Genomic DNA, 25,123 nt, shown 5'->3' with positions numbered 1-25,123 from the left:
ATGACCTGCGGCCGTGATGAAAACGCAGAACCTTGTGGGCTGTGGCGAGGGGGCTTGCCCCCGTTGGGCTGCGAAGCGGCCCCAAAAAATCTCTGATGTACCCAAGATCTTGTGAGTGCTACGCACTCAAACGGGGGCAAGCCCCCTCGCCACAGCCCGCTCCCACAGGTGTTGCATTTCAACTGAGAGATCAGCGGCGCCTACGTAGAACTACGTAGACGCCACGTACGTAGTAACGCGGATTTATTTGTCGACAGCATGGGCGGATATTGGGCCCGCTCCGCAATGCGGACACAATTATAATAATTACCGCCGCAGCCACTGGCTGTCGGCAGGAGACACGCTATGCCCCGTCTGGCTAAACACCTCGCCTGGTTTGCCGTGGCTGTCCTGGGAGCGTTTGCGCTAAGTGTCGTGGCCCTGCGCCGCGGCGAAGCCATCAACGCCCTCTGGATCGTAGTCGCAGCAGTCGCTATTTATCTGGTCGCGTACCGCTATTACAGCCTGTTCATCGCCACCAAGGTGATGCAACTCGATCCCAATCGAGCCACTCCCGCCGTACTCAACAACGATGGTCTGGACTACGTGCCGACCAACAAACACGTGCTCTTCGGACACCACTTCGCAGCGATCGCTGGCGCAGGGCCGCTGGTCGGTCCGGTCTTGGCGGCGCAGATGGGCTATCTGCCCGGTACGCTGTGGCTGATTGCCGGGGTGGTGCTGGCGGGTGCGGTTCAGGACTTCATGGTCTTGTTCATGTCCACCCGCCGCAACGGTCGTTCCCTGGGCGACATGGTCCGTGAGGAAATGGGCCGCATCCCCGGGACCATCGCGCTGTTTGGCTGCTTCCTGATCATGATCATCATCCTCGCGGTGCTGGCGCTGATCGTGGTCAAGGCCCTGGCCGAAAGCCCGTGGGGCATGTTCACGGTGATGGCGACCATCCCGATCGCGATGTTCATGGGCATCTACATGCGCTACATCCGCCCGGGCCGCATCGGTGAAATCTCGGTGATCGGCGTGGCGTTGCTGCTGGGTTCGATCTGGCTGGGCGGGCAGATTGCCGCTGACCCGGTATGGGCCAAAGCCTTTACCTTCACCGGAATCCAGATCACCTGGATGCTGATCGGCTACGGTTTCGTGGCCGCAGTGTTGCCGGTGTGGCTGATTCTGGCGCCGCGTGACTACCTGTCCACCTTCCTCAAAATCGGCACCATCGTTGCGCTGGCGATCGGCATTCTGATCACCATGCCCGACCTGAAAATGCCGGCATTGACCCAGTTCATCGACGGCACCGGGCCGGTGTGGAAGGGTGGTCTGTTTCCGTTCCTGTTCATCACCATCGCCTGTGGCGCGGTGTCGGGTTTCCATTCGCTGATTGCTTCCGGCACCACGCCGAAGCTGCTCGCCAGTGAAGGCCATGCCCGTTACATCGGTTATGGCGGCATGCTGATGGAGTCCTTCGTGGCGATCATGGCCATGGTGGCCGCTTCGGTGATCGAGCCCGGCGTGTACTTTGCGATGAACAGCCCGGCGGCCCTTGTCGGCGCGGATGCTGTTTCAGTGGCGCAGACGGTCAGTAGTTGGGGTTTTGCAATTACCCCGGAAGCGCTGCAAGCAGTGGCCAAGGACATCGGTGAAACCACCATCCTGGCCCGGGCCGGTGGTGCGCCGACCCTGGCGGTCGGTATCGCGCAGATCCTGCACCAACTTCTGCCGGGTGAAAACACCATGGCGTTCTGGTACCACTTCGCGATCCTGTTCGAAGCGTTGTTCATCCTGACTGCGGTGGATGCCGGCACTCGTGCCGGGCGTTTCATGCTGCAGGACTTGCTCGGCTCCTTCGTGCCAGCGCTCAAGCGCACCGAATCCTGGACCGCCAACCTGATCGCAACCGCCGGTTGCGTGGCGATGTGGGGTTACCTGTTGTATCAAGGCGTGATCGACCCGCTGGGTGGGATCAACACCTTGTGGCCACTGTTCGGCATCTCCAACCAGATGCTGGCGGGTATCGCGCTGATGCTGGCAACCGTGGTGCTGATCAAAATGAAGCGCCAACGCTACGTTTGGGTCACCATGCTGCCAGCGGTGTGGCTGCTGATCTGCACCACCACCGCAGGGTTCATCAAGCTGTTCGACGCCAACCCGGCAATCGGCTTCCTGGCGCTGGCGAAAAAGTACAGCGACGCCTTGGCCAACGGCCAGGTCCTCGCGCCGGCCAAAAGCATCGAGCAGATGCAGCACGTCATCTACAACGCCTACACCAACGCAACGTTGACCGCGCTGTTTTTGCTCGTGGTGTTCAGCATCCTGTTCTTTGCACTCAAGGTCGGTATAGCCGCCTGGGGCACCAAGGAGCGTACGGATAAAGAAGCGCCGTTCCAGGCTTTGCCGGATGCGTAATCGAGGATTGCACCATGTTCAATGACCTGAGTCGCCTCGGTAAATACCTCGGTCAGGCCGCGCGCCTGATGGTCGGCATGCCCGACTACGACACTTACGTCGAGCATATGCAAACCAAACATCCGGACAAACCGCTGATGAGTTACGAGGTGTTCTTTCGGGAGCGTCAGGAGGCTCGTTACGGCAGCAAGGCGGGACCGAAGTGCTGTTGATGCGAAACATTTAAGCGGTATTTTGCTTTAGGAGCCCGGCCTGCCGGCGATAGCGATCTTCGAGACGCTACCGTTGGCAAGCCGGGCTTTTTTGCTCGCTGTATCCGCATCCGCCACCTTCATCGGCCCGGCAACAATGGCGCAGCAGGCGTACCCGCACCCGGCTCACCACCGGAATTGACCTTCACCTCTGCGCCGCTGATGGTCACCCCACCCGCATCAATCTTCACAAAGCTCCCGCCAGCCTTGGCCGTGAGCTCCATCCCACCCTCAACCACCACCTTCTCTCCGGCGTGGTAATGAATCTCCGTCCCGGCCTCGACAAACTGCGCCGTGCCAACCTTCACATGCCGGGTCACGCCAACGGTGAGGTGATCGTCCGCCCGCGCTTCGGTCTTGCGGTCGAGGTGGGTGAGGCGGTGCTCTTCCACCTTGAACTCGCTGAATACATTGGCCTCGACCGTGTCATGCCGTTCATTGCCGATGCGGATTTTCTGGTCGTGCTCGATGTTTTCATCCCAGTCGCGCTGGGCGTGCAGGTAGATCTGTTCCGCGCCTTTCTTGTCTTCGATGCGAATCTCGTTGTAGCCCTTGCCGCCCGGTGAACTGAGGGTCTTGAAAGTGCTGCGGGTTTTGTTCGCCGGCAGATCGTAGGGGACGACGTTTTCCTTGTGGTACAGGCAGCCGGTGATCAGCGGTTGGTCGGGGTCGCCTTCGAGGAAGGTGACGAGCACTTCCATGCCGACTCGCGGGATGGCGATGCCGCCGTAGGCGTTGCCGGCCCAGCCGGTGGCGACGCGCAGCCAGCAGCTGCTGGTGTCGTTGCCCTGACCGTCGCGGTCCCAGTGGAATTGCACTTTGACCCGGCCGTATTCGTCGCAGTGAATTTCTTCACCCGCCGGGCCGGTGACGATGGCGGTCTGGCTGCCCAGCACTTTCGGTTTCGGGTGTTCCAGGGCCGGGCGGAAGTGCGCGTCCCACGGCGTGGCGAGGAAGCGGTTGCGGTAGCCCTGGTGGAAGTCGTCCTTGTTATGGGTGACGTCGCTGGTGATGTTCTCCCCGAGCACTTGCGGCTGTTTGCCTTCGTGGACGATTTCCAGCAACAGCCAGAGATCGTTCCACTCGGCGCGCGGGTGTTCGCTCAGGGCCATGAAGTGGCCGCTGACCAGGGTCGGTTCGTCGCCTTTGCCTTCTGCCAGTTGGTAGTCGCTGCGATGGCGTTCGAGGGCGCGGGTCGCCAGTTGTTTGCCCCGTGCGCGGTCGGTGAAGCGGCCGGGGTAGTCGTAGTCTTCGAGGTCCGGGGCGAATTCGCTTTTGGCCGCACTTTCCGGCAGCAGGCGTGGTTTTTCGAAGTTGTAGTCGCGGCGGCTGACGCGGGTGGTACGGGTTTCCAGGCGCAGGTTGAAGCGCTTGATCACCGGTTTCTCGGCGGCCATACCGGAGTCTTGCTGGTAGCTCACCGGCGCGAGTTTGCGGAACACCGTCTGGTCATCGCCGAACACCAGTTTGTGGCCGCTGGTCGAGTGCTGGAAATGGAAGTGAATGCCTTCCTCTTCGCACAGGCGCTGGATGAAGTGCAGGTCGGATTCGTCGTACTGCACGCAGTACACACGCTCGGGGTAGATGGCGCCGAGCTGGAAGCTGTAGGCGTCGGCCAGAATGCCCCGGGCTTCGAGAACCTGGGCGATGATCTTCGGCACGCTTAAATGCTGGAAAATCTGCTGGTCGTGGTTGTGTCGCAAATAGGCCAGTTGCGGCACCAGGCTGATGCTGTAGCGGGTCAGGCTTTTGCCGGAATCACCTTGCTCGATGCGATAGACCAGGCCATGGATTTTGCCTTGGCCGGTGGCGCCAAAGGTCAGGCAGCCGGGCTTGTGCAGCAGTTTTTCGAGTTTCAGGTCGGGGCGGGCACTGACCAGTTCGATATCGAAACAGAACGGCTGGTTGAGAGCTTCGCGACCGACGAAGCTGAGGACCTGCAGGTCGACGGAAACGCCTTCGAGTGTGAGGGAGATATGGATTGCGTTTGCGTCCAGCATGCCTTGAGTTCCGTCCTTTGAAAAAGCAGGGGCGGATGGTGCAGTATTAAAGTGCCATGTTCAAGGTTGAAATGCCGTAGGTCCGGGGCCTGACGGGTATCGGGCTTTCCCCTATAGCCGAGGTCTTGTGCAATGAATACAGGCATTTTTTGAGGCGATTGGGGCCGTCACACCAAATAAAGGAAGGCCCCACAGGGTGGGGCCTTCTCTATTACTCAGCCAGGAAACTCAAAGCGATTGCAAGGAAATGGTCGCGCTCTGGGAATCTTGCGGGCTGTCAGCATCCATCCACACCCATTGCGTGCCGTCGCCTTGCAGATTATTGGTGATGCTCTGAATCTGCGAGTAAGTGATCTTGACGGCTCCAACCTCACCGGCAGTAGGCCCGATCGTGGTGACCTGCCCAGAGAGTAGGCCGTTCGACGTCTCATTGACGACGAATACGGTCGCTTGCGCCTCACGGAACTGGCAAGAGAGGAACTGTGTAATGGTGCTGGTGATCGTCAGGTTCATCCACTTCGATGGGGGTACCGCATAGTAACGGGCGTACTTGTTGAACGGATGCTGCTCACCATCGGCTTGCAGCGGATAATTGCTCAGACCCGATGTATTGGTCGGCATACTGACACTTCCCAACCAGATTTCGACCTGGGACTTACCGGCGTTGCTAGGCAGTGAAACCGACACGGTTTGAGTATCGGTACCCGAGACAAAACCCAACGATGCCAGGCCTGCATTGGCCGTGGTGCCAGGAACTGTGATCGGTACGGGTGGCTGGCTATTGCTCCAGTTCACGGAGACAGTCGAATTGGTATCATTTTGAGCGGAGTTGTAGATAAAGATGCCATAAAGCTGGCCGGGGCTAAGTGCGGTGCAGGTGGCTGTATCTCCTGCGGTGAGCGTAATGCGTTGTCCGCCGTTCCAGTTAATTTGGGCAGCTGAGATAGCGACACTTTCCATGTTGGAGTTCCTTTTCCTGTTGTGGGGTATAAGGATAGCCGCACAGCAATTTCCTTACCTGCGCTGTGCGTGGAAAGGATATTAGTTGAAGGCATGTAGCGGTCAAGTAACGGGCTGGTTATTTTTATTGAACGCACATTATCTTCAGTAGCCGCTGGATTGTCTCGGCGGAGCTTTGTAGTGATTATCTATTTATTAATATAATTCAATAAGATAAGAATCAGTTGTGCATTCGGCGGTAGTGCTGTTTGAAGAAGCAGGAGTTTAGGAAATTGATTTTTGGAATAGCTCAAATCAGGAAGCGCTATAACTGCGCTCATAATTTTAAGGGCTATAAAACTGTCAATATCCGTTTATCTTTTATTTGGATTGAGGGCTCGGTACATATTTTCAATCGAAATATAAATATATCAAAACAATATTTAATCTCTACCGGCAGGTCCTGAAATCAGCACCTGCGGTAGTGAGAAGGCATGAGGTCGCGGATTTCAGCTCAACTGCTGCCGATACGGCAAATCCGGTCCGGTCTTGCTGCAGGTCAACGCTGCGGCGCTCACCGCAAACCTGATCATCGCGTCAGTTTGCTCACGGCTCAGCTGTTGCAACCCGTCAACCGAATCCAACTGCTGCTCGGTCAGCCAGGTAATCAACGCTGCCTGAAACGTATCGCCAGCCCCCACAGTGTCGGCAATTTTCACCGAACAGGCCGGTACCGACCACGAGCCGTGGGCGCGGCTGAACACCGTTGCGCCTTCGCCGCCACGGGTCAGGAACACCAACTGGCAGCGATGCTCCAGCCAGCCTTCGATGACGCGCTGAGGATCTTGCTCGGGGTACAGCAGACTCAAGTCTTCGTCGCTGACCTTGATCAGATCCGCCAGCTCCACCAGCGTGGCAATCCGCGAACGCCACAACTCGATGTTCGGCTCGGGATTGAGGCGCACGTTCGGATCGAGGCTGATCAGGCGTTTGCCGCTTTCCCGTTGCACCAATGCCAATAACGTATCGGCAATCGGTTGCACCACCAGCGAAAACGAGCCGACGTGCAAACCGCGCACTTCAAGCCCTAGCTCTGGCAGATGCGCCAGGCTCAACTGCCGATCAGCGCAGCCTTCGCCACGAAAGCTGTAATGGGGCGAGCCATTGGCACCGACTGCGACCATCGCCAAGGTAGTCGGCGCGGCAAAGTCCACGAGGTAATCCGGGCGTACACCTTCATCCTGCAGCACTTGCTGCAAACGTCGGCCGAGGTAATCGGTCGACAGCCCGCCAAACAGCGCGGCGTCTACGCCCAAGCGGCGCAAACCTACGGCCACATTGAACGGCGAGCCGCCGGCAATCGCCTTGAAATTCACTTTGGATGCCAAGCCGCTGGCATCCTCTTCGCTGAAGAAATCGAACAGCGCTTCGCCACATACCAGATACATAGTTTCTCGCTCTTTAAAGGGTTGCGACATGCTGTCGATAGCGTTCATAGGCCTGCTGACAGGCCGCCACATTTTCTGCAATCGGTAAGGTTTCACTGGCCAGATCGAGCTTTACGCAACGCTCGCACAAGTCCGCCAGGCTGTCTTCGTGACCGTTTGCCCAGGACTTGCACCACGCCGCCTGAATCGCTGCGCCGAGGGCCGCGGCTTCACTTTGCTCGGTACAAATCACTGGCGTATTCATGATGTCAGCGACGATCTGTCGCCACACCGGGCTCTTCGAACCACCCCCAGTCAGGCAGATGCGCAGGCTTTGTAAGCCATTCTGGCGCAGCAGGTCCAGCCCATAACGCAAACCAAAGGTGGTGCCTTCCACCACGGCGCGGCACAGGTTGGCCCGGGTCAGGTTGGTCATGGTCAGCCCCAGCAGACTGCCGCTGGCATGGGGCAGGGCGGGGACGCGTTCGCCATTGAGGAACGGCAGCACGCACACGCCGTCGGCACCGATCGGCGCTTGCTCGACCAAGCCGTTGAACGCTTCGATATCCAATTCGAACAACTCGCGAATAGTGCCGGTCGCGTTGGTCAGGTTCATCGTGCAGATCAGCGGCAGCCAGGCGCCGCTGGAGGAACAGAACGTCGCGACCGAGGCGTTCGGGCTGACGTTCGCCTGGTCGGCATAGGCGTAGACCGTTCCCGAGGAGCCGAGGCTCATGGTGATCGCGCCGGGCTTTATATTGCCGGTGCCGATGGCGCCCATCATGTTGTCGCCGCCGCCGCTGGAGACCAGTGCGTGCGGGTTGATGCCCAGATGTTCGGCGATACTCGGCAGGATTGTGCCGACCGGTTGATGGGCGTCGATCAGCTCCGGGAGCGCGGCTTGCAGGCGCCCGGTGGGGTCGATGTCGCGCAGCAGTTGCAAGTCCCATTGGCGGGTGCGCACGTTGAAATACCCGGTGCCCGAGGCATCACCGTACTCGCTGCAACTGCGGCCGGTGAGCCAGTAGTTGAGGTAGTCATGGGGCAGCAAAATGCGGGCGATCCGGGCGAACACTTGCGGATGTTGTTCTTTGGTCCAGAGCAGTTTGGACACGGTGTAACCCGGCGCGATGACGATGCCGAGGCGCTCCAGGGAGCCTTTTTCGCCGCCCAGATGGGCGAGCAAGCGGTCGTTCTCCGGCGTGGACTCGGTGTCGCACCAGAGCTTGGCCGGGCGCAGCACCTGGCCGCGATCGTCGAGCAGTACCAGGCCATGTTGCTGGCCGGAAACCCCGATGCCGAGGATGGCCTGACCGTCTACATTCGCTGCGAGCAATGCACGGTGGGTGGCCAGGGTAAAGGCTTCCAGCCATTGGGCAGTGTCTTGCTCCCGACGACCATTGGCACCGCTGATGAGGCTGTGGGCCGCGGCGCCCTGACCGAGGACCTGGCCGCTGTGCGCGTCGAGGACGACGGCTTTGGTGCCTTGGGTGCCGCAGTCGACACCGAGGAATAGTTGTTGGTTTGCCATGGAAACACCCTACCGAAGATCGTTCCCACGCTCTGCGTGGGAATGCCTCAATGGACGCTCTGCGTCCGCTTCTGGATGGGACGCGGAGCGTCCCGGGCTGCATTCCCACGCAGAGCGTGGGAACGATCAGGCGGCGAGCACTCTTTCGAGCGTCCGCGTCACCCCAACATCGCGCAAGCTGTTACAGCACCACTCGAACGCAGCGACAAACTCCGGAGAGCGCGGTATCGCCGTCCCGAAAATTTCCTCCACTTCCAACAACCGCTGCGTGATCAACACATCATCGGCCACCAGTGCCTGACAGAACGCCGCCCGTGGATCCGGAATTGCATAGGTCTGGCCATTCTCATCCACACCTTTGAGGTACAGCGCCCACGCCGCGACCACCAGCGCCGCACGCTTGGTCTCCTGCCCATCGGCAATCAAGCGATTGATCGTCGGCACAGTGAACTTCGGAAACTTCGACGAGCCATCCGAACACACTCGCTCCAGCTGATCGGCAATCGCCTGGTTGGAGAAGCGCGCCACCAGGGTGTTTTTGTATTCAGTCAGGTCGATCCCCGGCACTGGCGCCAGTTGCGGCGTCACGTCCAGGTCCATGTAGGCGCGCATGTAGCGCACGAACAGCGGGTCGTTCATGGTTTCGTGAACGAAGCGGTAACCCTTCAAAAAGCCCAGATAGGTCAAGGCCAGATGGCTGCCGTTGAGCAGTTTGATCTTCATCTCTTCGTAAGGCGTGACGTCATCGGTGAACTGCACGCCGACCTTTTCCCAGGCCGGGCGACCGTTGACGAATTTGTCTTCCAGCACCCATTGCACAAACGGTTCGCAGACCACCGGCCAAGCGTCGTCGATGCTGTGTTTGTCGTGCAGTTGCAGACGATGCTCGGTGCTGGTCATCGGCGTGATGCGATCGACCATCGCATTAGGGAAACTGACATGGCGCTCGATCCAGTCGCGCAGATCGGCGTCGCGCAGGGCGGCGAATGCCAGCAGGGCTTTACGGGTCACGGCGCCGTTGTGCGGCAGGTTATCGCAAGACATCAGCGTGAACGCGGGCGTACCGGTTGCACGACGTTTGGCCAGTGCGGCGCAGAGGAAACCGAATACAGTCTTAGGCGCGTTCGGGTGAGCCAGGTCGTGCTGGATCTGCGGCAGGTGCGCCATGAACTCGCCGTTGCTGTCGTCGATGCAATAGCCGCCTTCGGTGATGGTCAGCGAGACGATGCGGATATCTGGATGGGCGAGTTTGTCGATCAGCACTTCGGCGCTGTCTTCGGCCAGCAGCATGTCGCGGATGGCGCCGATAACCCGCACTTCAGCGTCGTCGGCGTCGCCGAGTTCGAACAGGGTAAACAGATAATCCTGCTCTTTGAGATCGTCCCGGGCCCGGCGGTCTTCGGCGCGCAGGCCGACTCCGCAGATGGCCCAGTCCAGCGCTTGGCCGGTATTCATCAAGGCATCGGTGTAATACGCCTGATGCGCGCGGTGGAAGCCGCCAACGCCAATGTGCGCGATGCCTTGGCGGGTATCGCTCAAGGTGTAGGCGGGCAAGGCCACCTCGGGGGCGAGGCGGTTGAGGTTCTGTCTATTCAGTTTCATCGCATGCTCTCGGATCAGGCTGCGGCGCGCAGTGGGCGGGTCAGCGCCACGCCGTCGGCATCGAATAAATGGCAGTGTTCGGCATCCAGGTGCAGGCTCAGGGTTTCGCCATAACGGCTGGCCAGATCGCCGCGAACACGCATGGTCAGCGCTTCGCCGGATGACGTCAGGACGTGGCAGAAAGTGTCGCTGCCCAAGCGTTCGCTGACGTCGGCAGTGACTTGCAGGGTGCAATCGCCGGGTTGCGCCAGTTCAAGATGTTCCGGACGAATCCCTAAAGTCACCGCACCGCCGACACTCAGATTCGCCCCGCTCAGCGGCAGGGTAATGCGGGTGCCGGCGTCCAGCAGCACTTCGCAGCTTGGGCCGTTAACGCGGGTGATTTTGCCCTTGAGGAAGCCCATTTTCGGCGTGCCGAGGAAGCCTGCGACAAACAGGTTGGCCGGCTGGTGATACAGGTCCAGTGGCGAACCGACTTGCTCGATCTTGCCGCCATTGAGGACAACGACTTTGTCGGCCATGGTCATCGCTTCGACCTGGTCGTGGGTCACGTAGATCATCGTGGCTTGCAGTTCTTTGTGCAGGCGCAACAGTTCCAGGCGCATCTGCACCCGCAGGGCGGCGTCGAGGTTGGACAGCGGTTCGTCGAACAGGAAGATTTTCGGGTTGCGCACGATCGCACGGCCGATGGCCACGCGTTGACGCTGACCACCGGACAGTTGCTTGGGCTTGCGCTCCAGCATCGGCCCGAGTTCAAGGATGCGCGCCGCTTCGCCGACTTTTTTCTCGACTTCGGCTTTCGCTACACCGGCCAGGTCCAGCGCGAACGACATGTTTTTGCGCACGCTCATGTGTGGGTACAAGGCGTAGGTCTGGAACACCATCGCCAGGTCGCGCTTGGCCGGGCTGACTTCGGTGATGTCGCGGCCATCCAGTTCGATGGTGCCGCCGCTGACTTCTTCAAGGCCGGCGATCAGTCGCAGCAGGGTGGATTTGCCGCAGCCCGACGGGCCGACGAACACCACGAATTCCTTGTCATTCACTTCCAGGTCGATGCCTTTGATGATGGAAAAACCTTCGAAGCCTTTTTGCAGATTTTTGATTTTCAGGTTGGCCATGATGATGGGCCTCCACTTGTAGTTATTCAGTTGAGCCGGGCGGGCTTTTTTGTGGGAGTGAGCCTGCTCGCGATGAGGCCGTGTCAGTCAACATCACTGTTGAATGACACTCCGCCATCGCGAGCAGGCTCGCTCCCACAGTGGATCGCGTTGAGTCGGCGATCTTCATTTCACGGCGCCGAACGACAGGCCGCGGACCAATTGTTTCTGGCTGATCCAGCCGAAGATCAGGATCGGCGCACAGGCCAGGGTCGACACCGCCGATAACTTGGCCCAGAACAGACCTTCGGGGCTTGAGTACGAGGCGATCAATGCGGTCAGTGGCGCGGCCTGGGACGAGGTCAGGTTCAGCGACCAGAACGCCTCGTTCCAGCACAGGATCAGCGACAGCAAAACCGTCGATGCCAGGCCGCCCTTGGCGATCGGCAGCAACACCCGGACCATTTCCTGCCACAGCGTTGCGCCGTCCAGGCGTGCGGCTTCGAGGATGTCCTTGGGGATGTCTTTGAAGTAGGTGTAAATCATCCAGACCACGATCGGCAGGTTGATCAGCGTGTAAATCACGATCAGCGCGATGCGCGTGTCCAGCAGGCCGAAGCTCTTGGCCAGCAGGTAGATCGGCATCAACACGCCCACCGGCGGCAGCATCTTGGTCGATAGCATCCACAACAGCGTGCCTTTGGTGCGCTGGGTTTCGTAGAACGCCATGGAGTAGGCCGCCGGCACTGCAATCAGCAAGCACAGGGCCGTGGCGCTGAAGGAAATCACCACCGAGTTCCAGGCGAAGCTGAAGTAGTCGCTGCGCTCGTTGATGTGCAGGTAGTTCTCCAGCGTCGGCGTGAAGATGAATTGCGGCGGCGTGGCGAACGCGTCGATTTCGGTTTTGAAACTGGTCAGCACCATCCAGAAAATCGGGAAGAAGATCAGGATCGCGATGGCCCAGGCCAGGGTGCCCAGCAGCAGGCTTTGCAGACGACGGGATTGTTGAAGAGTCATGGCGCAGGCCTCAGGCTTTGTCTGTCAGGTTTTTGCCGATCATCCGCACCAGCACGATGGCCGCGACGTTGGCAATCAACACCGCGATCAAACCACCGGCGGACGCCATGCCGACGTCGAACTGCACCAGTGCCTGGTTGTAGATCAGGTAGGCGAGGTTGGTCGAGGCATAACCGGGGCCACCGTTGGTGGTGGTGAAGATTTCGGCAAACACCGACAGCAGGAAGATGGTTTCGATCATCACCACCACTGCAATCGGCCGGGCCAGGTGCGGCAGGGTCAGGTGCCAGAAGATCGCGATGGGGCCGGCACCGTCCAGGCGCGCGGCTTCTTTCTGCTCCTGGTCGAGGGACTGCATGGCGGTCATCAGAATCAGGATCGCGAAGGGCAGCCATTGCCACGAGACAATGATGATGATCGACAGCAGCGGGTAATGCGCGAGCCAGTCCACCGGCTGTGCGCCGAACAGCTTCCAGATGTAGGCGAGAATCCCCGAGACCGGGTGAAAGATCAGGTTTTTCCAGATCAGCGCACCGACGGTGGGCATGATGAAGAACGGCGAGATCAACATCACCCGCACGATGCCGCGACCGAGAAACTCACTGGCCTCCAGCAACGCACTGATCAATACGCCGAACACTATGCTGATCAGCAGCACGCTGCCCACCAGTAACAGGGTGTTGGTGGCGCCGGGTAGAAAGCCCGAGTCACTCAGAAAGTAGCTGAAGTTCTCCAACCCCACGAACTGGTTTTCACCGGGGTAGAGCAGGTTGTAGCGGATCATTGAAAAGTAAACGGTCATGCCCAGCGGCACGATCATCCACAGCAGCAATAGCGCCACCGAGGGGCTGACCAGAAACCAGCCGGGGTTGGTCAACCGGCTTTTACGCACCGGTTGGGCAATGTCCATGTGAGCTTTGACAGTTGAAATATTCATGGCGTTAAAACCGATTAAGAACAGACAAATGAAGATCCAATGTGGGAACAGGTTTGTGTGGCGAGGGAGCTTGCTCCCGCTGGGTCGCGAAGCGGCCCCAAAAGCTTTGCGACTGCTTCGCAGCCGAGCGGGAGCAAGCTCCCTCGCCACAAAAGCCCGTTTCCACAGTTGTTATTGCGCGGTTATTTTTGGATAACCGGCGCGCTTCATCTCACGTTCGGTGGTTGACTGGGCGGCGGTCAGGGCCTGGTCGACCGTGGTCTGGCCGATCAGCGCTGCCGAGAACAGTTTGCCGACCTGGGTGCCCACGGCCTGGAATTCAGGGATGGTCACCAGCTGGATGCCGATGTAGGGCACGGGCTTGAGGGACGGTTTACTCGGATCCGCAGCCTTCAGCGACTCCAGCGTCACCTTGGCGAATGGCGCGGCATTCATATAAGCCTCGGTGTAGGTCGAGGCGCGAGTGCCTGGCGGCACGTTGGCGATGCCGTCTTTTTCCGCGACCAACGCACCGTATTCCTTGGAGGTGGCCCAGGCGCTGAAGGTTTTCGCCGCGTCCTTGGCCTTGGAACTGGTCGGAATGGCCAGCGCCCAGGAATACAACCAGGCCGAACCTTTGTCGGTGGTTTCATGCGGTGCGTAGGTGAAGCCGACGTGATCGCTGACCTTGCTTTGGGTCTTGTCGGTGACGAACGAGCCGGCAACGCTGGCATCGACCCAGATCGCACATTTGCCACTGTTGAACAGCGCCAGGTTTTCGTTGAAACCGTTGCTCGACGCGCCCGGCGGGCCGGATTTCTTCATGGTGTCGACGTAGAAGTTCAGCGCGTTTTTCCATTCGGGACCGATGAATTCCGGTTTCCACTGCTCATCGAACCAGCGTGCGCCGTAAGCATTGGCGACAGTGGTGATCAGCGCCATGTTCTCGCCCCAGCCAGCCTTGCCGCGTAGGCAGATGCCGTACTGTTCTTTGTCTTTATTGGTGAGTTTGCCGGCAAATTCGCTGATCTGAGTCCAGGTCGGGCGTTCGGGCATGGTCAGCCCGGCGTCCTTGAACAGGTCGGTGCGGTAATAGGTGATGGAGCTTTCAGCGTAGAACGGCAGGGCATAGAGCGTACCCTTGACCGAAAGGCCTTCACGCACCGACGGGAACACGTCGTCGAGGGCATAACTGGCCGGCAGGTCCTTCATCGGTTCCAGCCAACCCTTGGCGCCCCAGAGTGCGGCTTCGTACATGCCGATGGTCAACACATCGAACTGCCCGCCCTGTGTAGCGATGTCGGTGGTCAGGCGTTGGCGCAGGACGTTTTCTTCGAGCACCACCCAATTGAGCTTGATGTCCGGATGCTCGGCCTCGAAGGTTTTCGAGAGTTTTTGCATGCGGATCATGTCGCTGTTGTTGACGGTGGCAATGGTCAGGGTCTGGGCGCCGAGGCTGACGCTACTGAGGGTCATGCAGGTGAGAGCAAGCAGAGCTTTTACAGAAGGTTGCATCGTGCACTCCTTTTCTGCACCCGGCGGGTACAGAAGGACAGTTATTGTTTTTGTGTCTTCCTGGGCAGGAAGAATGTGCACTGATTACAGCCTTCAATTGATGGGGTGACAAATCATCCATCGCACTGTGACCGATACTTTTTTGCACTGGGGTTTGCGGCGAGAGGTGCGTGGTACGGTTTATTAGCCGCTAGCGCCGTTGGAATCTGTACAGGTTTTCAGCTTGAATACAAAACCTTGTGGGAGCGGGCTTGCCCGCGAAGAGGCCGTCAGATCCACCATTTATATCGGCTGACAGTCTGCTATCGCGGGCAAGCCCGCTCCCACAGGGGTAGGAATTAACCCAGGTTTTGCTCAGTCAAACGCTGCACCGCCAACCGCCGGTAGTGCGATGGCGTCATGCCCTTGAGCTGTTGAAAGCGCCGGTTGAAGTTGGAAATATTATTGAAGCCCGATTCGAAACACACATCGGTCACCGTTTTGTCGCCATCGGCCAGCAGCTCGCAGGATTTGCTGATCCGCAGGCGATTGACGAATTCGATGAAGCAGCGCCCGGTGGCCTGTTTGAACACTCGGCTGAAGTAGGTCGGCTTCAGGCCCAGGTGCTCGGCGACTTCTTCCAGCGGCAGTTCCCGGGCGTAATGGGCAAAGATGTAATCCACCGCCCGGTTGGTGCGGTCGATGTTGTGTTCATCGGCCAATTGCGGCGTCGTGGCACCGGACAGCAACTGATAGTCATCGGATGCCGCCAGCAACTCCAGCAGAATGAAAAAATGCCCGAGCCGGGTCATGCCCTTGGTATCAGCGATGCGCTGCATCAAGGTCATGGCCTGGCGGATCGTGCGCTTGCAGCGAAACTCGATGCCGTACTGCGCGCGCTCCAGCAAGGGTGCAAGCGTCTTGAGCTCGGCGAACACCTGATGGCCGCTTTCGAACAGTTCGTCAGTGAAATTGACCAGCATGTCGCGTTTGGGCACCACTTCGTCTTCGGCCACCTGGCTGATCCAGTTGTGGGGCAGGTTGGGGCCGGTCAGGAACAGCGTTTCCGGGTAGAAGTTACCGATGTAGTCACCGATGAACACCTTGCCGGAGCTGGCGACGATCAGGTGCAGTTCGTATTCCTTGTGGAAATGCCAGCGCACCAAAGGGCAGGGGAAGCCGTGCTGACGATAGATGATGGACAACCCGTTATGGTCGTCCATCAATTCGTAGGAAGGATCGGTAACTCTGGCTGGTCGGCTCATGTCAGGGCACTTTTATTGTTATCGCCCGTTGATCATGCCTCTTTCCAGGCTCTCTGTACCAGCCTGCAACACTGACCGTGGCTGCTCGATAGCGAATGGTGGTCGAAGACAGCGATCAGAAGAACGTTTCGTAGGGCGTCCCTTCAAGGGCTGATAAGTTCTTGTTGCGTACGGCGGGCGAAGTTCGGCATTTTCTTAAATGCGATTTTTTGCTTCAATCCACTGGGCCATGTACTGAGTGCTTTTGTGATGATGATGGCGCAACATGCTGCCGGTGAAGTTATCCCTTCTAAGGCGTGCCAGGTGTTGCTGGCAATACAACAACTTCTCGATCAGCGCCGGGCCATGTACTGCCGGCTGATAGCGATCGGCTAATAACGTCTGCCCATGGGATTGGGCGCTCATCCAGAGCTCTTTGTCCTTATAAAGACGAACCGCACAATCGGCGAACTCGCGCGCGGTTCGGGTCACGGCGCCCGGCCACGGCTGTTCGCGGTGCATCGCTTCTGCGCCAATCGGGGTGGTGACATTGGGCGTGCCACACAGCATGGCGTCGACAATCTTGCCTTTGATACCCGCACCAAAGCGTAACGGCGCCAGGCACACCCGGGCTTCAGACATGACTTGCAAAGCATCTTCTGCCCAGTTCATCACATGAAACCCTTGGGCCGCATTGTGCAGGGCGGTAGCTTTGGGCGGCGTATAGGCGCCATAGATATGCAGTTGCGCCTCTGGCAGCTGCGCACGGATCAGCGGCCAGATCGTGGTTTTCATCCAGAGCACGGCGTCCCAGTTCGGCGCGTGACGGAAGTTACCGATACTGAGGAAATGCGCACGGTCTTCAAAGGCTGGCGATGCGGTGGTCAGCGGTTCGACCATCAACGGGCACCAGTGCAGCAGTTGTTGTGGTAACCCGAACTGCTCGACCAGCAATTCAATCTCCACTTCGGAGATCATCAGGTTCAAGTCGCAGCGATACAGCGCGGCGATCTCCCGTTTTGCCTGATCGGTATCGGCCATGAGCTCGAACTCTTCGCGCAATGCAGGGGCGAACAACTCGCCGAAATCATTGGCGTCATCACTGGCTTTCAAGCGTTCCTTGAGGCGCTGATGCCGGGCATGTCGCAGGCTTTGCAGGTCGGAGGTCTCCAGTACGCGCAAGGCGTCGGGGCAGTGTTTCTCTACTCGCCAGCCGAACTGTTCTTCCATCATGAACTGGTCGAACAACACGATATCCGGTGCCAGTTCACTGACAAAGGTGTCGAAACTGCTGTTATTCAACTCGATCGGCACTTCGCGGATGCCCAACGCGGTCAGATCGGCCTTGTGCTCGCCGGGACCGGCGGGACTGCTGAAGGTGATATCCCAGCCTTGCTGCAAGAACGTTTCGAGGATCTGCATCACATGCCCACTGGCCGCAGAAGAGCGGGGCTCGGGCCAGACGTAACCGATGACTAGGACTTTGGTGATGGGCGGGGGGGCCATGAAGGTGGATCCTTTGCGGCAAGCGATAGGGCGAAAAGGGCGCAATTAAACCACAGCGCTGGGTAATTTTATTCCTGCGTGGAATCACACGACGGTGTGAATTTTTCAAGCAACCAATGACAAGGGGCTATTCATTATTCCTGGATAGCCCGGAATTCACTTCTCGCCTGGCCATGTCGAGCCGCTGTCGCCGGTTGCGAGCAGTAACGTTCTTTACTGTCATTGCATGCAGGTCAAAAAATATAACTAAGGTTTTTGGTTGTGTTGTAAATATTAATAACATATCTACGGTTTGTTATTTAGTTGGGGATGATTACGCTTGTGCCTGGCTTGCAGTAATGGAAAAGTGCAGTTCGTGCTTTGTTGCTGCTCGCAGGAATACGTTATGAAAATGGAGTTGCCTGGTATTTACGATAATGCCGAAGATCAATACTCGCTTCTATGGCTGCTGGACCCCCTAAGTGATGTGGAGGAGGAAGAGTCTGTGCCAATGGCGAAAACCAGAACATTCGAAATCAGTTCGCTCGATGACGGAGATGTCGATGGTGTTAATGTGAAAGAACTGAGTGATGAAATATTGCATGGCTGTTCTATCGTCGCTGACCCCGCCAGCTTTGATCCTGCCTATTTTATTCGTGATCGCATTGATGAGGCTGTGCAAGCGCTAGTGCCTGACGAAAAAAACAGGTCACGGATAAGGCATGATTCAGAAGTGACGATTAAATATATAGAGGTTAAACAACCCAATCGCAGTGACATGCTTAAAGCCGAAAGGGATTCTGCCAACTGGAAGGAGCGAACATTTACATTGGCAGAACTATGCACCGGCTATCATTATCGTGTGCTGAAAGACAGAGGGTACTCTGAAATACAATGGCCTTCCTACTATCCTGCCAAGCTTGTAAAGACGTTGGAGGGGGCCGACTATCAGGCTGACTTCAAAAAGTATGTTGTCGAAAGCTTACAGCATCCTGCGGCGCACGCTTTTGGGCGACTGCTAAAAAAAGCCGAACTCAACAAGCTGGTCGTAGAGTTCATCAAGAGTGACGCTCGTTCAATGGAAGACAGGATGATTGCCTTTGAGTATCTCAAAGGCTTGATCCCTGCGCGCCTTCTTAACTTGCACAGCGACCCGGATCTTGAGGTCGATAACGTAGTGTTTATCGGGCGCAGCAATCTGGATCGCGGCGTGTTGTTTTTTCTGGGCGAAGACAGCGCGGCCATCGAATTTCCCGCCGGGCATGACGAGCGCGGAAGGTTTCTGGAAAACCATCCGGAACTGCAAAAGCGTCTGCTGAAGCGTGTTCCATTGAGCGCGCAACAAAAACCTTACGTCCGTGATTTCAAATATCGGGGAATGGAGTTTCTCCTGTTCGCGACGCGCCCAAACTATCGAGAGATTGTATTTCGATCCAGCACTGACATTGGCAAAGACCTTTTCGACCGGCAGATCGAGCGAGCGTTGGCGGACATCGATACATTGGTATCAACCCACGCCGAGCGTATGACCGATATTGCGTTGGAAGTCGCCGGGTATCTGCTGCAATGCATTGCGTTCGCGGTTTCGATCCCTACCGGAGGAACGGCGGCCTTGGTGTCTGCACCGATTCGTATGCTGATTCCCTTCCTGTTGGGAATTGGGGCATCGGCAACTGATCTGATCCGTGCCGAAATCTCTGATGACCCTTCCGAGGCGGAACGTTTGAGGATCAACGCAGCGATCGGAGTTTTGTCTGAACTCGCCGGCCCCATTGCGGAAAAGCTTTTGGGTAAAGCGCTTTCCATGGTGGCCAGGAAAAACATCAGCCGCCGAGTGCTCGAAACGCTTAAGCGCAGCAATAGACCCTCGTTGGTGCGCAGACCCGCAGGCAGCATCAGCCATCAACTGGCGAGTACTGCTGGCAAAGAAATACCGGATGCAGGCAAGGGGGTGCTTGTCGCAGGCTACCTGTCAGAGTTGGCGGGCGGGCCGAATGTGGCGCAGTCCCTTGCGACGAACTCACAGGTGGTGAGACTTTCCGGGCCGGAAAAAGGTTTTGTCTATCAAGGTTTCGTGTTCCGCGGGGACATGCGCGACACGAAGGTAATCTTTGAAAAAGGGTTTACCCAACGCACGCCAATCAGGGATCTCAATCAGGTCAACGGCTTCAAAGGTGGCTATGGAGGTGCTCACGATGCACTCGATCTTGATGGCGCGGGGATTTCGACCTCGGCTTTTTACAAGAAAGACGGCGCAGGTGCCTTTGTCTATGGTGGCCAAAAAGGCGGCTACACCTATTTCGTCGATGCTCGTCAGTTGGAGGGATTCCATTTGTATGCCAATACCGAACTAGCGTTTCGCCCAAACTCCGGGTTGAAACAACTGCCGCCTTTGGAAATCAACTATGCCGTCGATCTACCGCCTGCCTTGATTCTCGGCGCCTATGACAAGACCGGAACGTTCATTCCCAACCCCAAAGCGATCAATCGAGCGCTGATGGCGAGTGAGGTCAATCCATTGAAAGGCAGTGGTCGAGACGTGGGAAATAAATTCCGCCAGCCGCTGACTGATATCAACGGACTTGCAGGCGTCGATTTTGGTAACGAGGCGGTGGCCGAGCAGGAAGCAGTGCCGCCTGTGCCAGACACTACTCCGACGCCTGCAAGACTACCGGCTAAAGTGGATGCCAATGACATCATCGCTTTCCGAGAGCGGCAGGAGGCTAAACGCAAACGCCCGAGTGCTTGAGTCGCGTTATTGGCCAGGCGACAAAATACCCTTGACCTTGTCCCGCAACTGATCGATAGAGAATGGCTTGCCGATGAGATACATGCCGTCCGGCACCTCGATGCTTTCGGCATAGCCGCTGGCGAACAGAATCGGCAACTCGGGACGCAGCATGCGTGCCTGCTTCGCCAATTCCCGACCGTCCATGACCGGCAACCCTACATCCGTCATCATCAAGTCGATGTACTGGTCTTCATCATTGATGAACTCCAGCGCCGCTTCACAGCCGTCCGCCGCAAGCACCTTGTATTCGAGCTCCTCCAGCACATCGACGATCAGCGTGCGCACGATGGCATCGTCTTCGACGACTAGAATGGTGGAGGGGTCAGCGGACATAGTGGGGCTCTCAAAGGTTGAATTCGCGGTTGCCGGACAATCGAAACCGCCGGGTTCTTGCGTGATTGAGTGATGAATCACGACAGGTTCCCGACGCGCTACAAAAACAATAGCCGCACAAGAGCCGCAGAGAATAACCGCTCCTTTGTCCCAGAGCAGCTAAATGCAGGTTTTTGCCGCAAAACATGTCAGAAAAATGGATGAGTCCGGCCGTTTTGGGGCAGACTCGATGCCTTTCAACAGCACGACAAGGCTTCCCATGACCTCTGCGTCTTCGGTTGATGAGCAACGATTCCGTAAACTCCTGAGCCGCAACGTCAGCCTGCCATTGGGCGTGGGCGTCATCAGTGCGGTTTTCTTCGTTTCGCTGATCACTTACCTGCTGTCAGTGATCCAGTGGGTCCAGCACACCGACCGGGTGATCAATAATGCCAATGAGGCGATAAAGCTGACCGTCGATCTGGAAACCGGCATGCGTGGGTTCCTGCTCAGTGGCGACGAACATTTTCTTGATCCCTACGAGACGGCCAAGCCGAGAATCGCCGTCGCGCTCAATACCTTGCTCGAATTGACCGCTGACAATCCGGTCCAGACTGATCGTCTGCGCCGGCTCCAGGCCTTGCAGACAGAATGGGCCAATTACGCGCAAGCGATGATCGATTTGCAGCGCGCCAGCGGTGACTACCGTGGCGCCGTCAAGGCCGGGCGTGGCAAGCGGCTGACCGATGAGATCCGCAAGCAATTCGAAGACGTTATCGACCTGGAGCAGCAGTTGCGTGCCACACGTAACGAGGAAGTGCGCCGCACCACGATCTGGAGCATCGCCCTTTATCTGCTGTTCGTGGCCGCTATCAGCGGGTTGCTGGCCTACATTGGCCGTCGGGACTTGCTCAAACTGTCGCAAAGTTACAGCACCAATCTCGCCGGACAACAGGCCAGTGCCCGGCGCCTGGAACAGCAAGCCTGGTTACGTAACGGCCAGACCGAACTGGCCGAGCAAGTCCTGGGGCAGCTATCGCTCAATGTGTTGGGGCGCAACATTTTGCAGTTCTGTGCCCAATATTTAGGCACGGCTGTCGCGGCGATCTATGTCCGTGAGGATCATGGTGGCCTGAAGCGTATCGCGTCTTACGGTTTCTCCCGGGAACAGGAAGCGCTTGAACAGCAGATCTACAGTGGCGAAGGGATTGTCGGTCAGGTGGCGCAACAGGCGCGTTTGATTCGTCTAGATGACGTACCAGGCGACTACTTCAAAGTCAGTTCCGGCTTGGGCGAAGGTTTACCGCATAGCGTATTAGTGGTGCCGACCAGCGATGACGATCGGGTCAACGGTGTGATCGAACTGGGGTTCCTGCGCACGCTGACGGATCGTGATGTTGAACTGCTCGAATTGATTGCCGGCAACATCGGCACCTCGATCGAGGCCGCTCGCTATCGTCAACGTTTGCAGGAGGTGCTGGCCGAAGCCCAGCAACTCAACGAAGAGCTGCAGGTTCAGCAAGAAGAACTCAAGAGCGCCAACGAGGAGCTGGAAGAGCAGTCGCGGATTCTCAAGGAGTCCCAGGGCCACCTGGAAACCCAGCAGGTAGCGCTGGAGCAAACCAACGAACAACTCGCCGAGCAGGGGCAGATCCTGGCCGCGCAACGCGATGCCATGGACCAGAAAAACACCGAGCTGAATCTGGCCCAGGTTGAGCTCGAAGCGCGCGCCGAAGAGTTGCAGCGCTCCAGCAAGTACAAATCCGAATTCCTCGCCAATATGTCCCACGAACTGCGCACGCCGCTGAACAGTTCGTTGATTCTGGCCAGGCTGTTAGCGGAAAACCCGCAGGAAAATCTCAGTGCCGAGCAGGTCAAGTTCGCCGAGTCGATCTATTCCGCCGGCAATGATTTGCTCAACCTGATCAACGACATTCTCGACATTTCCAAGGTTGAGGCCGGCAAGCTTGAGGTGCGAGCGGAAAACACCAGTGTCGCGCGTCTGGTGGAAGGCCTGCGTGGCATGTTCCAGCCGTTGGCTGCGCAAAAGAACCTGGATTTCCAGGTGCAATTGCTGGCCGATGCGCCCCTGATGCTGTTCACCGACCGCCAGCGCCTGGAGCAAGTGATCAAGAACCTGCTGTCCAACGCCGTGAAGTTCACCGAGAAAGGCACTGTCAGCCTGAGCGTCGCCGCTCAACCGGGCGAGGGCATTGCCTTTATCATCCGCGATTCGGGCATCGGTATCGCGCCGGATCAGCAGGAAAGCATTTTCGAAGCCTTCCGTCAGGCCGATGGCACCATCAATCGTCGTTACGGCGGCACCGGCCTGGGTTTGTCGATTTCGCGTGATCTGGCCACCTTGTTGGGCGGCTCGATCAGTGTGACCAGTACGCCTGGGCAGGGCAGTGTGTTCACCCTGGTGCTGCCGCAGCAGTACGTCGAGCCGGACGACGGGCCTGTCGATGCGATGGAAGCCACGCCGGTTGTCATGCCCCAAAGCGCCATGGTTGCTGCGCCTGGGCCGCTGATTGCCGCCGTCGATATTCCGCGTTTCGACGATGATCGCAACAAGGCGCCATTCGCAACTCGCTGCATTCTGGTCGTGGAGGATGAGCCAAACTTTGCGCACATTCTTTACGATCTGGCCCATGAACTGGGTTATCAGTGCCTGGTGGCCCACGGCGCCGACGAAGGCTACGACCTGGCCATGCAGTTCCTCCCTGATGCGATTCTGCTGGACATGCGCTTGCCGGATCACTCCGGGCTGACGGTATTGCAGCGCCTGAAAGAACATGCCGAAACCCGGCACATCCCGGTGCACGTGATTTCGGTCGAAGACCGTGTCGAGGCGGCCATGCACATGGGCGCCATCGGTTATGCGGTCAAGCCCACCACCCGCGAGGAGCTCAAGGATGTATTTGCCCGCCTCGAAGCCAAACTGACGCAGAAGGTCAAACGGGTCTTGCTGGTTGAAGACGACGATGTGCAACGCGACAGCATCGCCCGGCTGATCGGCGACGAGGACATTGAAATCACCGCTGTCGGCCTGGCGCAGGATGCGCTGGACTTGCTGCGCACCACGATTTTCGACTGCATGATCATCGACCTGAAGCTGCCAGACATGCTCGGCAACGACTTGCTCAAACGCATGTCCACCGAGGATATCTGCTCGTTCCCGCCGGTGATCGTCTATACCGGACGTAACCTGACCCGGGACGAAGAGACCGAGCTGCGCAAGTATTCGCGTTCGATCATCATCAAGGGCGTGCGCTCGCCCGAGCGGTTGCTGGACGAAGTGACACTTTTTCTGCACAAGGTCGAATCCCGCTTGTCCCAGGAGCGTCAGACGATGCTCAAGATCGCCCGCAGCCGCGACAAGGTTTTCGAGGGCCGTAAAGTGCTGTTGGTGGACGACGATGTGCGCAACATCTTCGCCCTCACCAGTGCATTGGAGCAAAAGGGGGCCGTCGTGGTCATTGGCCGCACCGGCCGTGAGGCGATCGAGAAATTGAATGAAGTCGAGGACATTGACCTGGTGCTGATGGACGTGATGATGCCGGAAATGGATGGTTTCGAAGCCACCCTCGAAATCCGCAAGGACCCGCGCTGGCGCAAGCTGCCGATCATTGCGGTGACGGCCAAGGCGATGAAGGACGATCAGGAGCGCTGCTTGCAGGCCGGTTCCAACGACTACCTGGCCAAGCCTATCGACCTGGACCGCCTGTTCTCTTTGATTCGTGTGTGGTTACCGAAGATGGAACGAATCTAGTGGAGCGCGGCACCGACATCGAATTGCGCTTATTGATCGAGGCGATCTACCTCAAGTACAGCTACGATTTTCGCGATTACTCCAGCGCGTCGATCAAACGCCGGGTCAATCACGCCTTGAGTCAGTTCGAGTGCAAAACCATCTCGGCGCTGCAAGAGAAGGTTCTGCATGATCCGACCGCGTTCATGCAATTGCTGCAATTGCTGACGATTCCGGTCAGTGAAATGTTCCGCGACCCTTCGCATTTCCTGGCGCTACGTCAGGAAGTGGTGCCACTGCTCAAGACTTATCCGTCGATCAAGGTCTGGATCGCGGGTTGCAGCACTGGCGAAGAGGTTTATTCGATGGCGATTCTGCTTCGCGAAGAAGGCCTGCTGGATCGCACCATCCTCTATGCCACCGACATCAACCCGCACTCGCTGGATAAAGCGCGGCAGGGGATTTTCTCCCTGGAGAACGTACGGGCCTACACTCACAACTACCAGCAGGCGGGTGGTCAGCGGTCGTTCGCCGATTACTACACGGCGGCCTATGGTTATGCGATTTTCGACAAGAGCCTGTGCGACAACGTGACCTTCGCCGATCACAGCCTGGCCACCGACAGTGTGTTCTCGGAAACTCAATTAATTTCATGTCGTAATGTATTGATTTATTTCAATAAAAAACTTCAGGGCCGTGCGTTGGGCTTGTTTCACGAATCGCTGTGTCATCGGGGTTTTCTGGCGCTGGGCAGTAAGGAAACCCTGGATTTCTCGGCCTATGGCAATCAATTTGAAGCATTGGTCAAACCAGAACGGATCTATCGCAAATCATGAATAGGGCAGTGCTGGATACTCATCGGC

The 25,123-nt window shown here is 57.8% G+C and carries 17 protein-coding genes; 5 read left to right on the top strand and 12 right to left on the bottom strand.

Going from position 1 to position 25,123, the window contains the following annotated elements; all coding sequences use genetic code 11:
* Positions 1 to 345 precede the first annotated feature (345 nt).
* Positions 346 to 2,403, top strand: coding sequence for a carbon starvation CstA family protein (locus ACZ9IM_RS15290; protein ID WP_476224373.1), 2,058 nt, complete (start codon positions 346 to 348; stop codon positions 2,401 to 2,403).
* A 14-nt stretch (positions 2,404 to 2,417) separates the two neighbouring features.
* A complete protein-coding gene (locus ACZ9IM_RS15285) occupies positions 2,418 to 2,615 on the top strand; it encodes a YbdD/YjiX family protein (RefSeq protein WP_008069978.1) in 198 nt (65 codons plus the stop codon).
* Between the two features lie 119 nt (positions 2,616 to 2,734).
* Here ACZ9IM_RS15285 and ACZ9IM_RS15280 read toward each other — a convergent pair whose 3' ends face one another.
* The 11 genes from ACZ9IM_RS15280 to ACZ9IM_RS15230 form a co-directional block, all read right to left on the bottom strand.
* Positions 2,735 to 4,654: a type VI secretion system Vgr family protein gene (locus ACZ9IM_RS15280; protein WP_427624582.1), complete on the bottom strand. Its 1,920-nt coding sequence runs from the start codon at positions 4,652 to 4,654 to the stop codon at positions 2,735 to 2,737.
* A 228-nt stretch (positions 4,655 to 4,882) separates the two neighbouring features.
* A complete protein-coding gene (locus ACZ9IM_RS15275) occupies positions 4,883 to 5,614 on the bottom strand; it encodes a hypothetical protein (protein ID WP_427624581.1) in 732 nt (243 codons plus the stop codon).
* A 488-nt stretch (positions 5,615 to 6,102) separates the two neighbouring features.
* The gene (locus ACZ9IM_RS15270) at positions 6,103 to 7,041 is read right to left on the bottom strand and encodes a carbohydrate kinase family protein (RefSeq protein ID WP_476224371.1); all 939 of its coding nucleotides are present in this window, start codon (positions 7,039 to 7,041) and stop codon (positions 6,103 to 6,105) included.
* A gap of 13 nt (positions 7,042 to 7,054) precedes the next feature.
* On the bottom strand, positions 7,055 to 8,551 hold the full coding sequence (gene xylB / locus ACZ9IM_RS15265) for a xylulokinase (RefSeq protein WP_476224370.1): 1,497 nt from the start codon (positions 8,549 to 8,551) through the stop codon (positions 7,055 to 7,057).
* A 126-nt stretch (positions 8,552 to 8,677) separates the two neighbouring features.
* Positions 8,678 to 10,153 (bottom strand): mannitol dehydrogenase family protein, encoded by a 1,476-nt coding sequence (locus tag ACZ9IM_RS15260; RefSeq protein ID WP_476224369.1) that lies wholly within the window; start codon positions 10,151 to 10,153, stop codon positions 8,678 to 8,680.
* Positions 10,154 to 10,167: 14 nt separating this feature from the next.
* A complete protein-coding gene (locus tag ACZ9IM_RS15255) occupies positions 10,168 to 11,271 on the bottom strand; it encodes an ABC transporter ATP-binding protein (RefSeq protein WP_008069957.1) in 1,104 nt (367 codons plus the stop codon).
* A gap of 165 nt (positions 11,272 to 11,436) precedes the next feature.
* Positions 11,437 to 12,267: a carbohydrate ABC transporter permease gene (locus tag ACZ9IM_RS15250; protein ID WP_007905617.1), complete on the bottom strand. Its 831-nt coding sequence runs from the start codon at positions 12,265 to 12,267 to the stop codon at positions 11,437 to 11,439.
* Between the two features lie 10 nt (positions 12,268 to 12,277).
* Entirely contained in the window at positions 12,278 to 13,204 is a 927-nt protein-coding gene (locus ACZ9IM_RS15245) for a carbohydrate ABC transporter permease (protein WP_218394843.1), read from the bottom strand.
* Positions 13,205 to 13,375: 171 nt separating this feature from the next.
* A complete protein-coding gene (locus ACZ9IM_RS15240; RefSeq protein ID WP_427624574.1) occupies positions 13,376 to 14,698 on the bottom strand; it encodes an ABC transporter substrate-binding protein in 1,323 nt (440 codons plus the stop codon).
* Positions 14,699 to 15,036: 338 nt separating this feature from the next.
* A complete protein-coding gene (locus ACZ9IM_RS15235; protein ID WP_063343635.1) occupies positions 15,037 to 15,942 on the bottom strand; it encodes an AraC family transcriptional regulator in 906 nt (301 codons plus the stop codon).
* 195 nt (positions 15,943 to 16,137) lie between these two features.
* Complete coding sequence (locus ACZ9IM_RS15230; protein ID WP_476224368.1) at positions 16,138 to 17,427, bottom strand: glycosyltransferase; 1,290 nt, start codon at positions 17,425 to 17,427, stop codon at positions 16,138 to 16,140.
* Between the two features lie 385 nt (positions 17,428 to 17,812).
* Between ACZ9IM_RS15230 and ACZ9IM_RS15225 the strand changes: the two genes are divergently transcribed.
* Positions 17,813 to 20,155, top strand: a complete 2,343-nt coding sequence (locus tag ACZ9IM_RS15225; protein ID WP_476224367.1) for a hypothetical protein — start codon at positions 17,813 to 17,815, stop codon at positions 20,153 to 20,155.
* A 6-nt stretch (positions 20,156 to 20,161) separates the two neighbouring features.
* Here the strand turns inward: ACZ9IM_RS15225 and ACZ9IM_RS15220 are convergent, their stop codons facing one another.
* The gene (locus ACZ9IM_RS15220; protein WP_008069945.1) at positions 20,162 to 20,530 is read right to left on the bottom strand and encodes a response regulator; all 369 of its coding nucleotides are present in this window, start codon (positions 20,528 to 20,530) and stop codon (positions 20,162 to 20,164) included.
* 259 nt (positions 20,531 to 20,789) lie between these two features.
* Between ACZ9IM_RS15220 and ACZ9IM_RS15215 the strand changes: the two genes are divergently transcribed.
* Positions 20,790 to 24,281 (top strand): response regulator, encoded by a 3,492-nt coding sequence (locus tag ACZ9IM_RS15215; protein WP_476224366.1) that lies wholly within the window; start codon positions 20,790 to 20,792, stop codon positions 24,279 to 24,281.
* The gene (locus ACZ9IM_RS15210) at positions 24,281 to 25,096 is read left to right on the top strand and encodes a CheR family methyltransferase (protein ID WP_476224365.1); all 816 of its coding nucleotides are present in this window, start codon (positions 24,281 to 24,283) and stop codon (positions 25,094 to 25,096) included. Before ACZ9IM_RS15215 ends, ACZ9IM_RS15210 begins: the two co-directional genes overlap by 1 nt.
* Positions 25,097 to 25,123: the final 27 nt, after the last annotated feature.

The organism is Pseudomonas sp. TE12508 (assembly GCF_056279485.1).
The sequence above is the reverse complement of the archived record's forward strand: the minus strand, read 5'-3'. Positions and strand labels throughout refer to the sequence as shown.

Bases quoted from the DNA above. Each gene is read 5' to 3' on its own strand.
- ACZ9IM_RS15235 (WP_063343635.1), bottom strand. From the start codon at position 15,942: ATGAGCCGACCAGCCAGAGTTACCGATCCTTCCTACGAATTGATGGAC.
- ACZ9IM_RS15230 (WP_476224368.1), bottom strand. From the start codon at position 17,427: ATGGCCCCCCCGCCCATCACCAAAGTCCTAGTCATCGGTTACGTCTGG.
- ACZ9IM_RS15245 (WP_218394843.1), bottom strand. From the start codon at position 13,204: ATGAATATTTCAACTGTCAAAGCTCACATGGACATTGCCCAACCGGTG.
- ACZ9IM_RS15260 (WP_476224369.1), bottom strand. From the start codon at position 10,153: ATGAAACTGAATAGACAGAACCTCAACCGCCTCGCCCCCGAGGTGGCC.
- xylB (WP_476224370.1), bottom strand. From the start codon at position 8,551: ATGGCAAACCAACAACTATTCCTCGGTGTCGACTGCGGCACCCAAGGC.
- ACZ9IM_RS15270 (WP_476224371.1), bottom strand. From the start codon at position 7,041: ATGTATCTGGTATGTGGCGAAGCGCTGTTCGATTTCTTCAGCGAAGAG.
- ACZ9IM_RS15290 (WP_476224373.1), top strand. From the start codon at position 346: ATGCCCCGTCTGGCTAAACACCTCGCCTGGTTTGCCGTGGCTGTCCTG.
- ACZ9IM_RS15215 (WP_476224366.1), top strand. From the start codon at position 20,790: ATGACCTCTGCGTCTTCGGTTGATGAGCAACGATTCCGTAAACTCCTG.
- ACZ9IM_RS15280 (WP_427624582.1), bottom strand. From the start codon at position 4,654: ATGCTGGACGCAAACGCAATCCATATCTCCCTCACACTCGAAGGCGTT.
- ACZ9IM_RS15240 (WP_427624574.1), bottom strand. From the start codon at position 14,698: ATGCAACCTTCTGTAAAAGCTCTGCTTGCTCTCACCTGCATGACCCTC.
- ACZ9IM_RS15220 (WP_008069945.1), bottom strand. From the start codon at position 20,530: ATGTCCGCTGACCCCTCCACCATTCTAGTCGTCGAAGACGATGCCATC.
- ACZ9IM_RS15225 (WP_476224367.1), top strand. From the start codon at position 17,813: ATGAAAATGGAGTTGCCTGGTATTTACGATAATGCCGAAGATCAATAC.
- ACZ9IM_RS15255 (WP_008069957.1), bottom strand. From the start codon at position 11,271: ATGGCCAACCTGAAAATCAAAAATCTGCAAAAAGGCTTCGAAGGTTTT.
- ACZ9IM_RS15250 (WP_007905617.1), bottom strand. From the start codon at position 12,267: ATGACTCTTCAACAATCCCGTCGTCTGCAAAGCCTGCTGCTGGGCACC.
- ACZ9IM_RS15275 (WP_427624581.1), bottom strand. From the start codon at position 5,614: ATGGAAAGTGTCGCTATCTCAGCTGCCCAAATTAACTGGAACGGCGGA.
- ACZ9IM_RS15285 (WP_008069978.1), top strand. From the start codon at position 2,418: ATGTTCAATGACCTGAGTCGCCTCGGTAAATACCTCGGTCAGGCCGCG.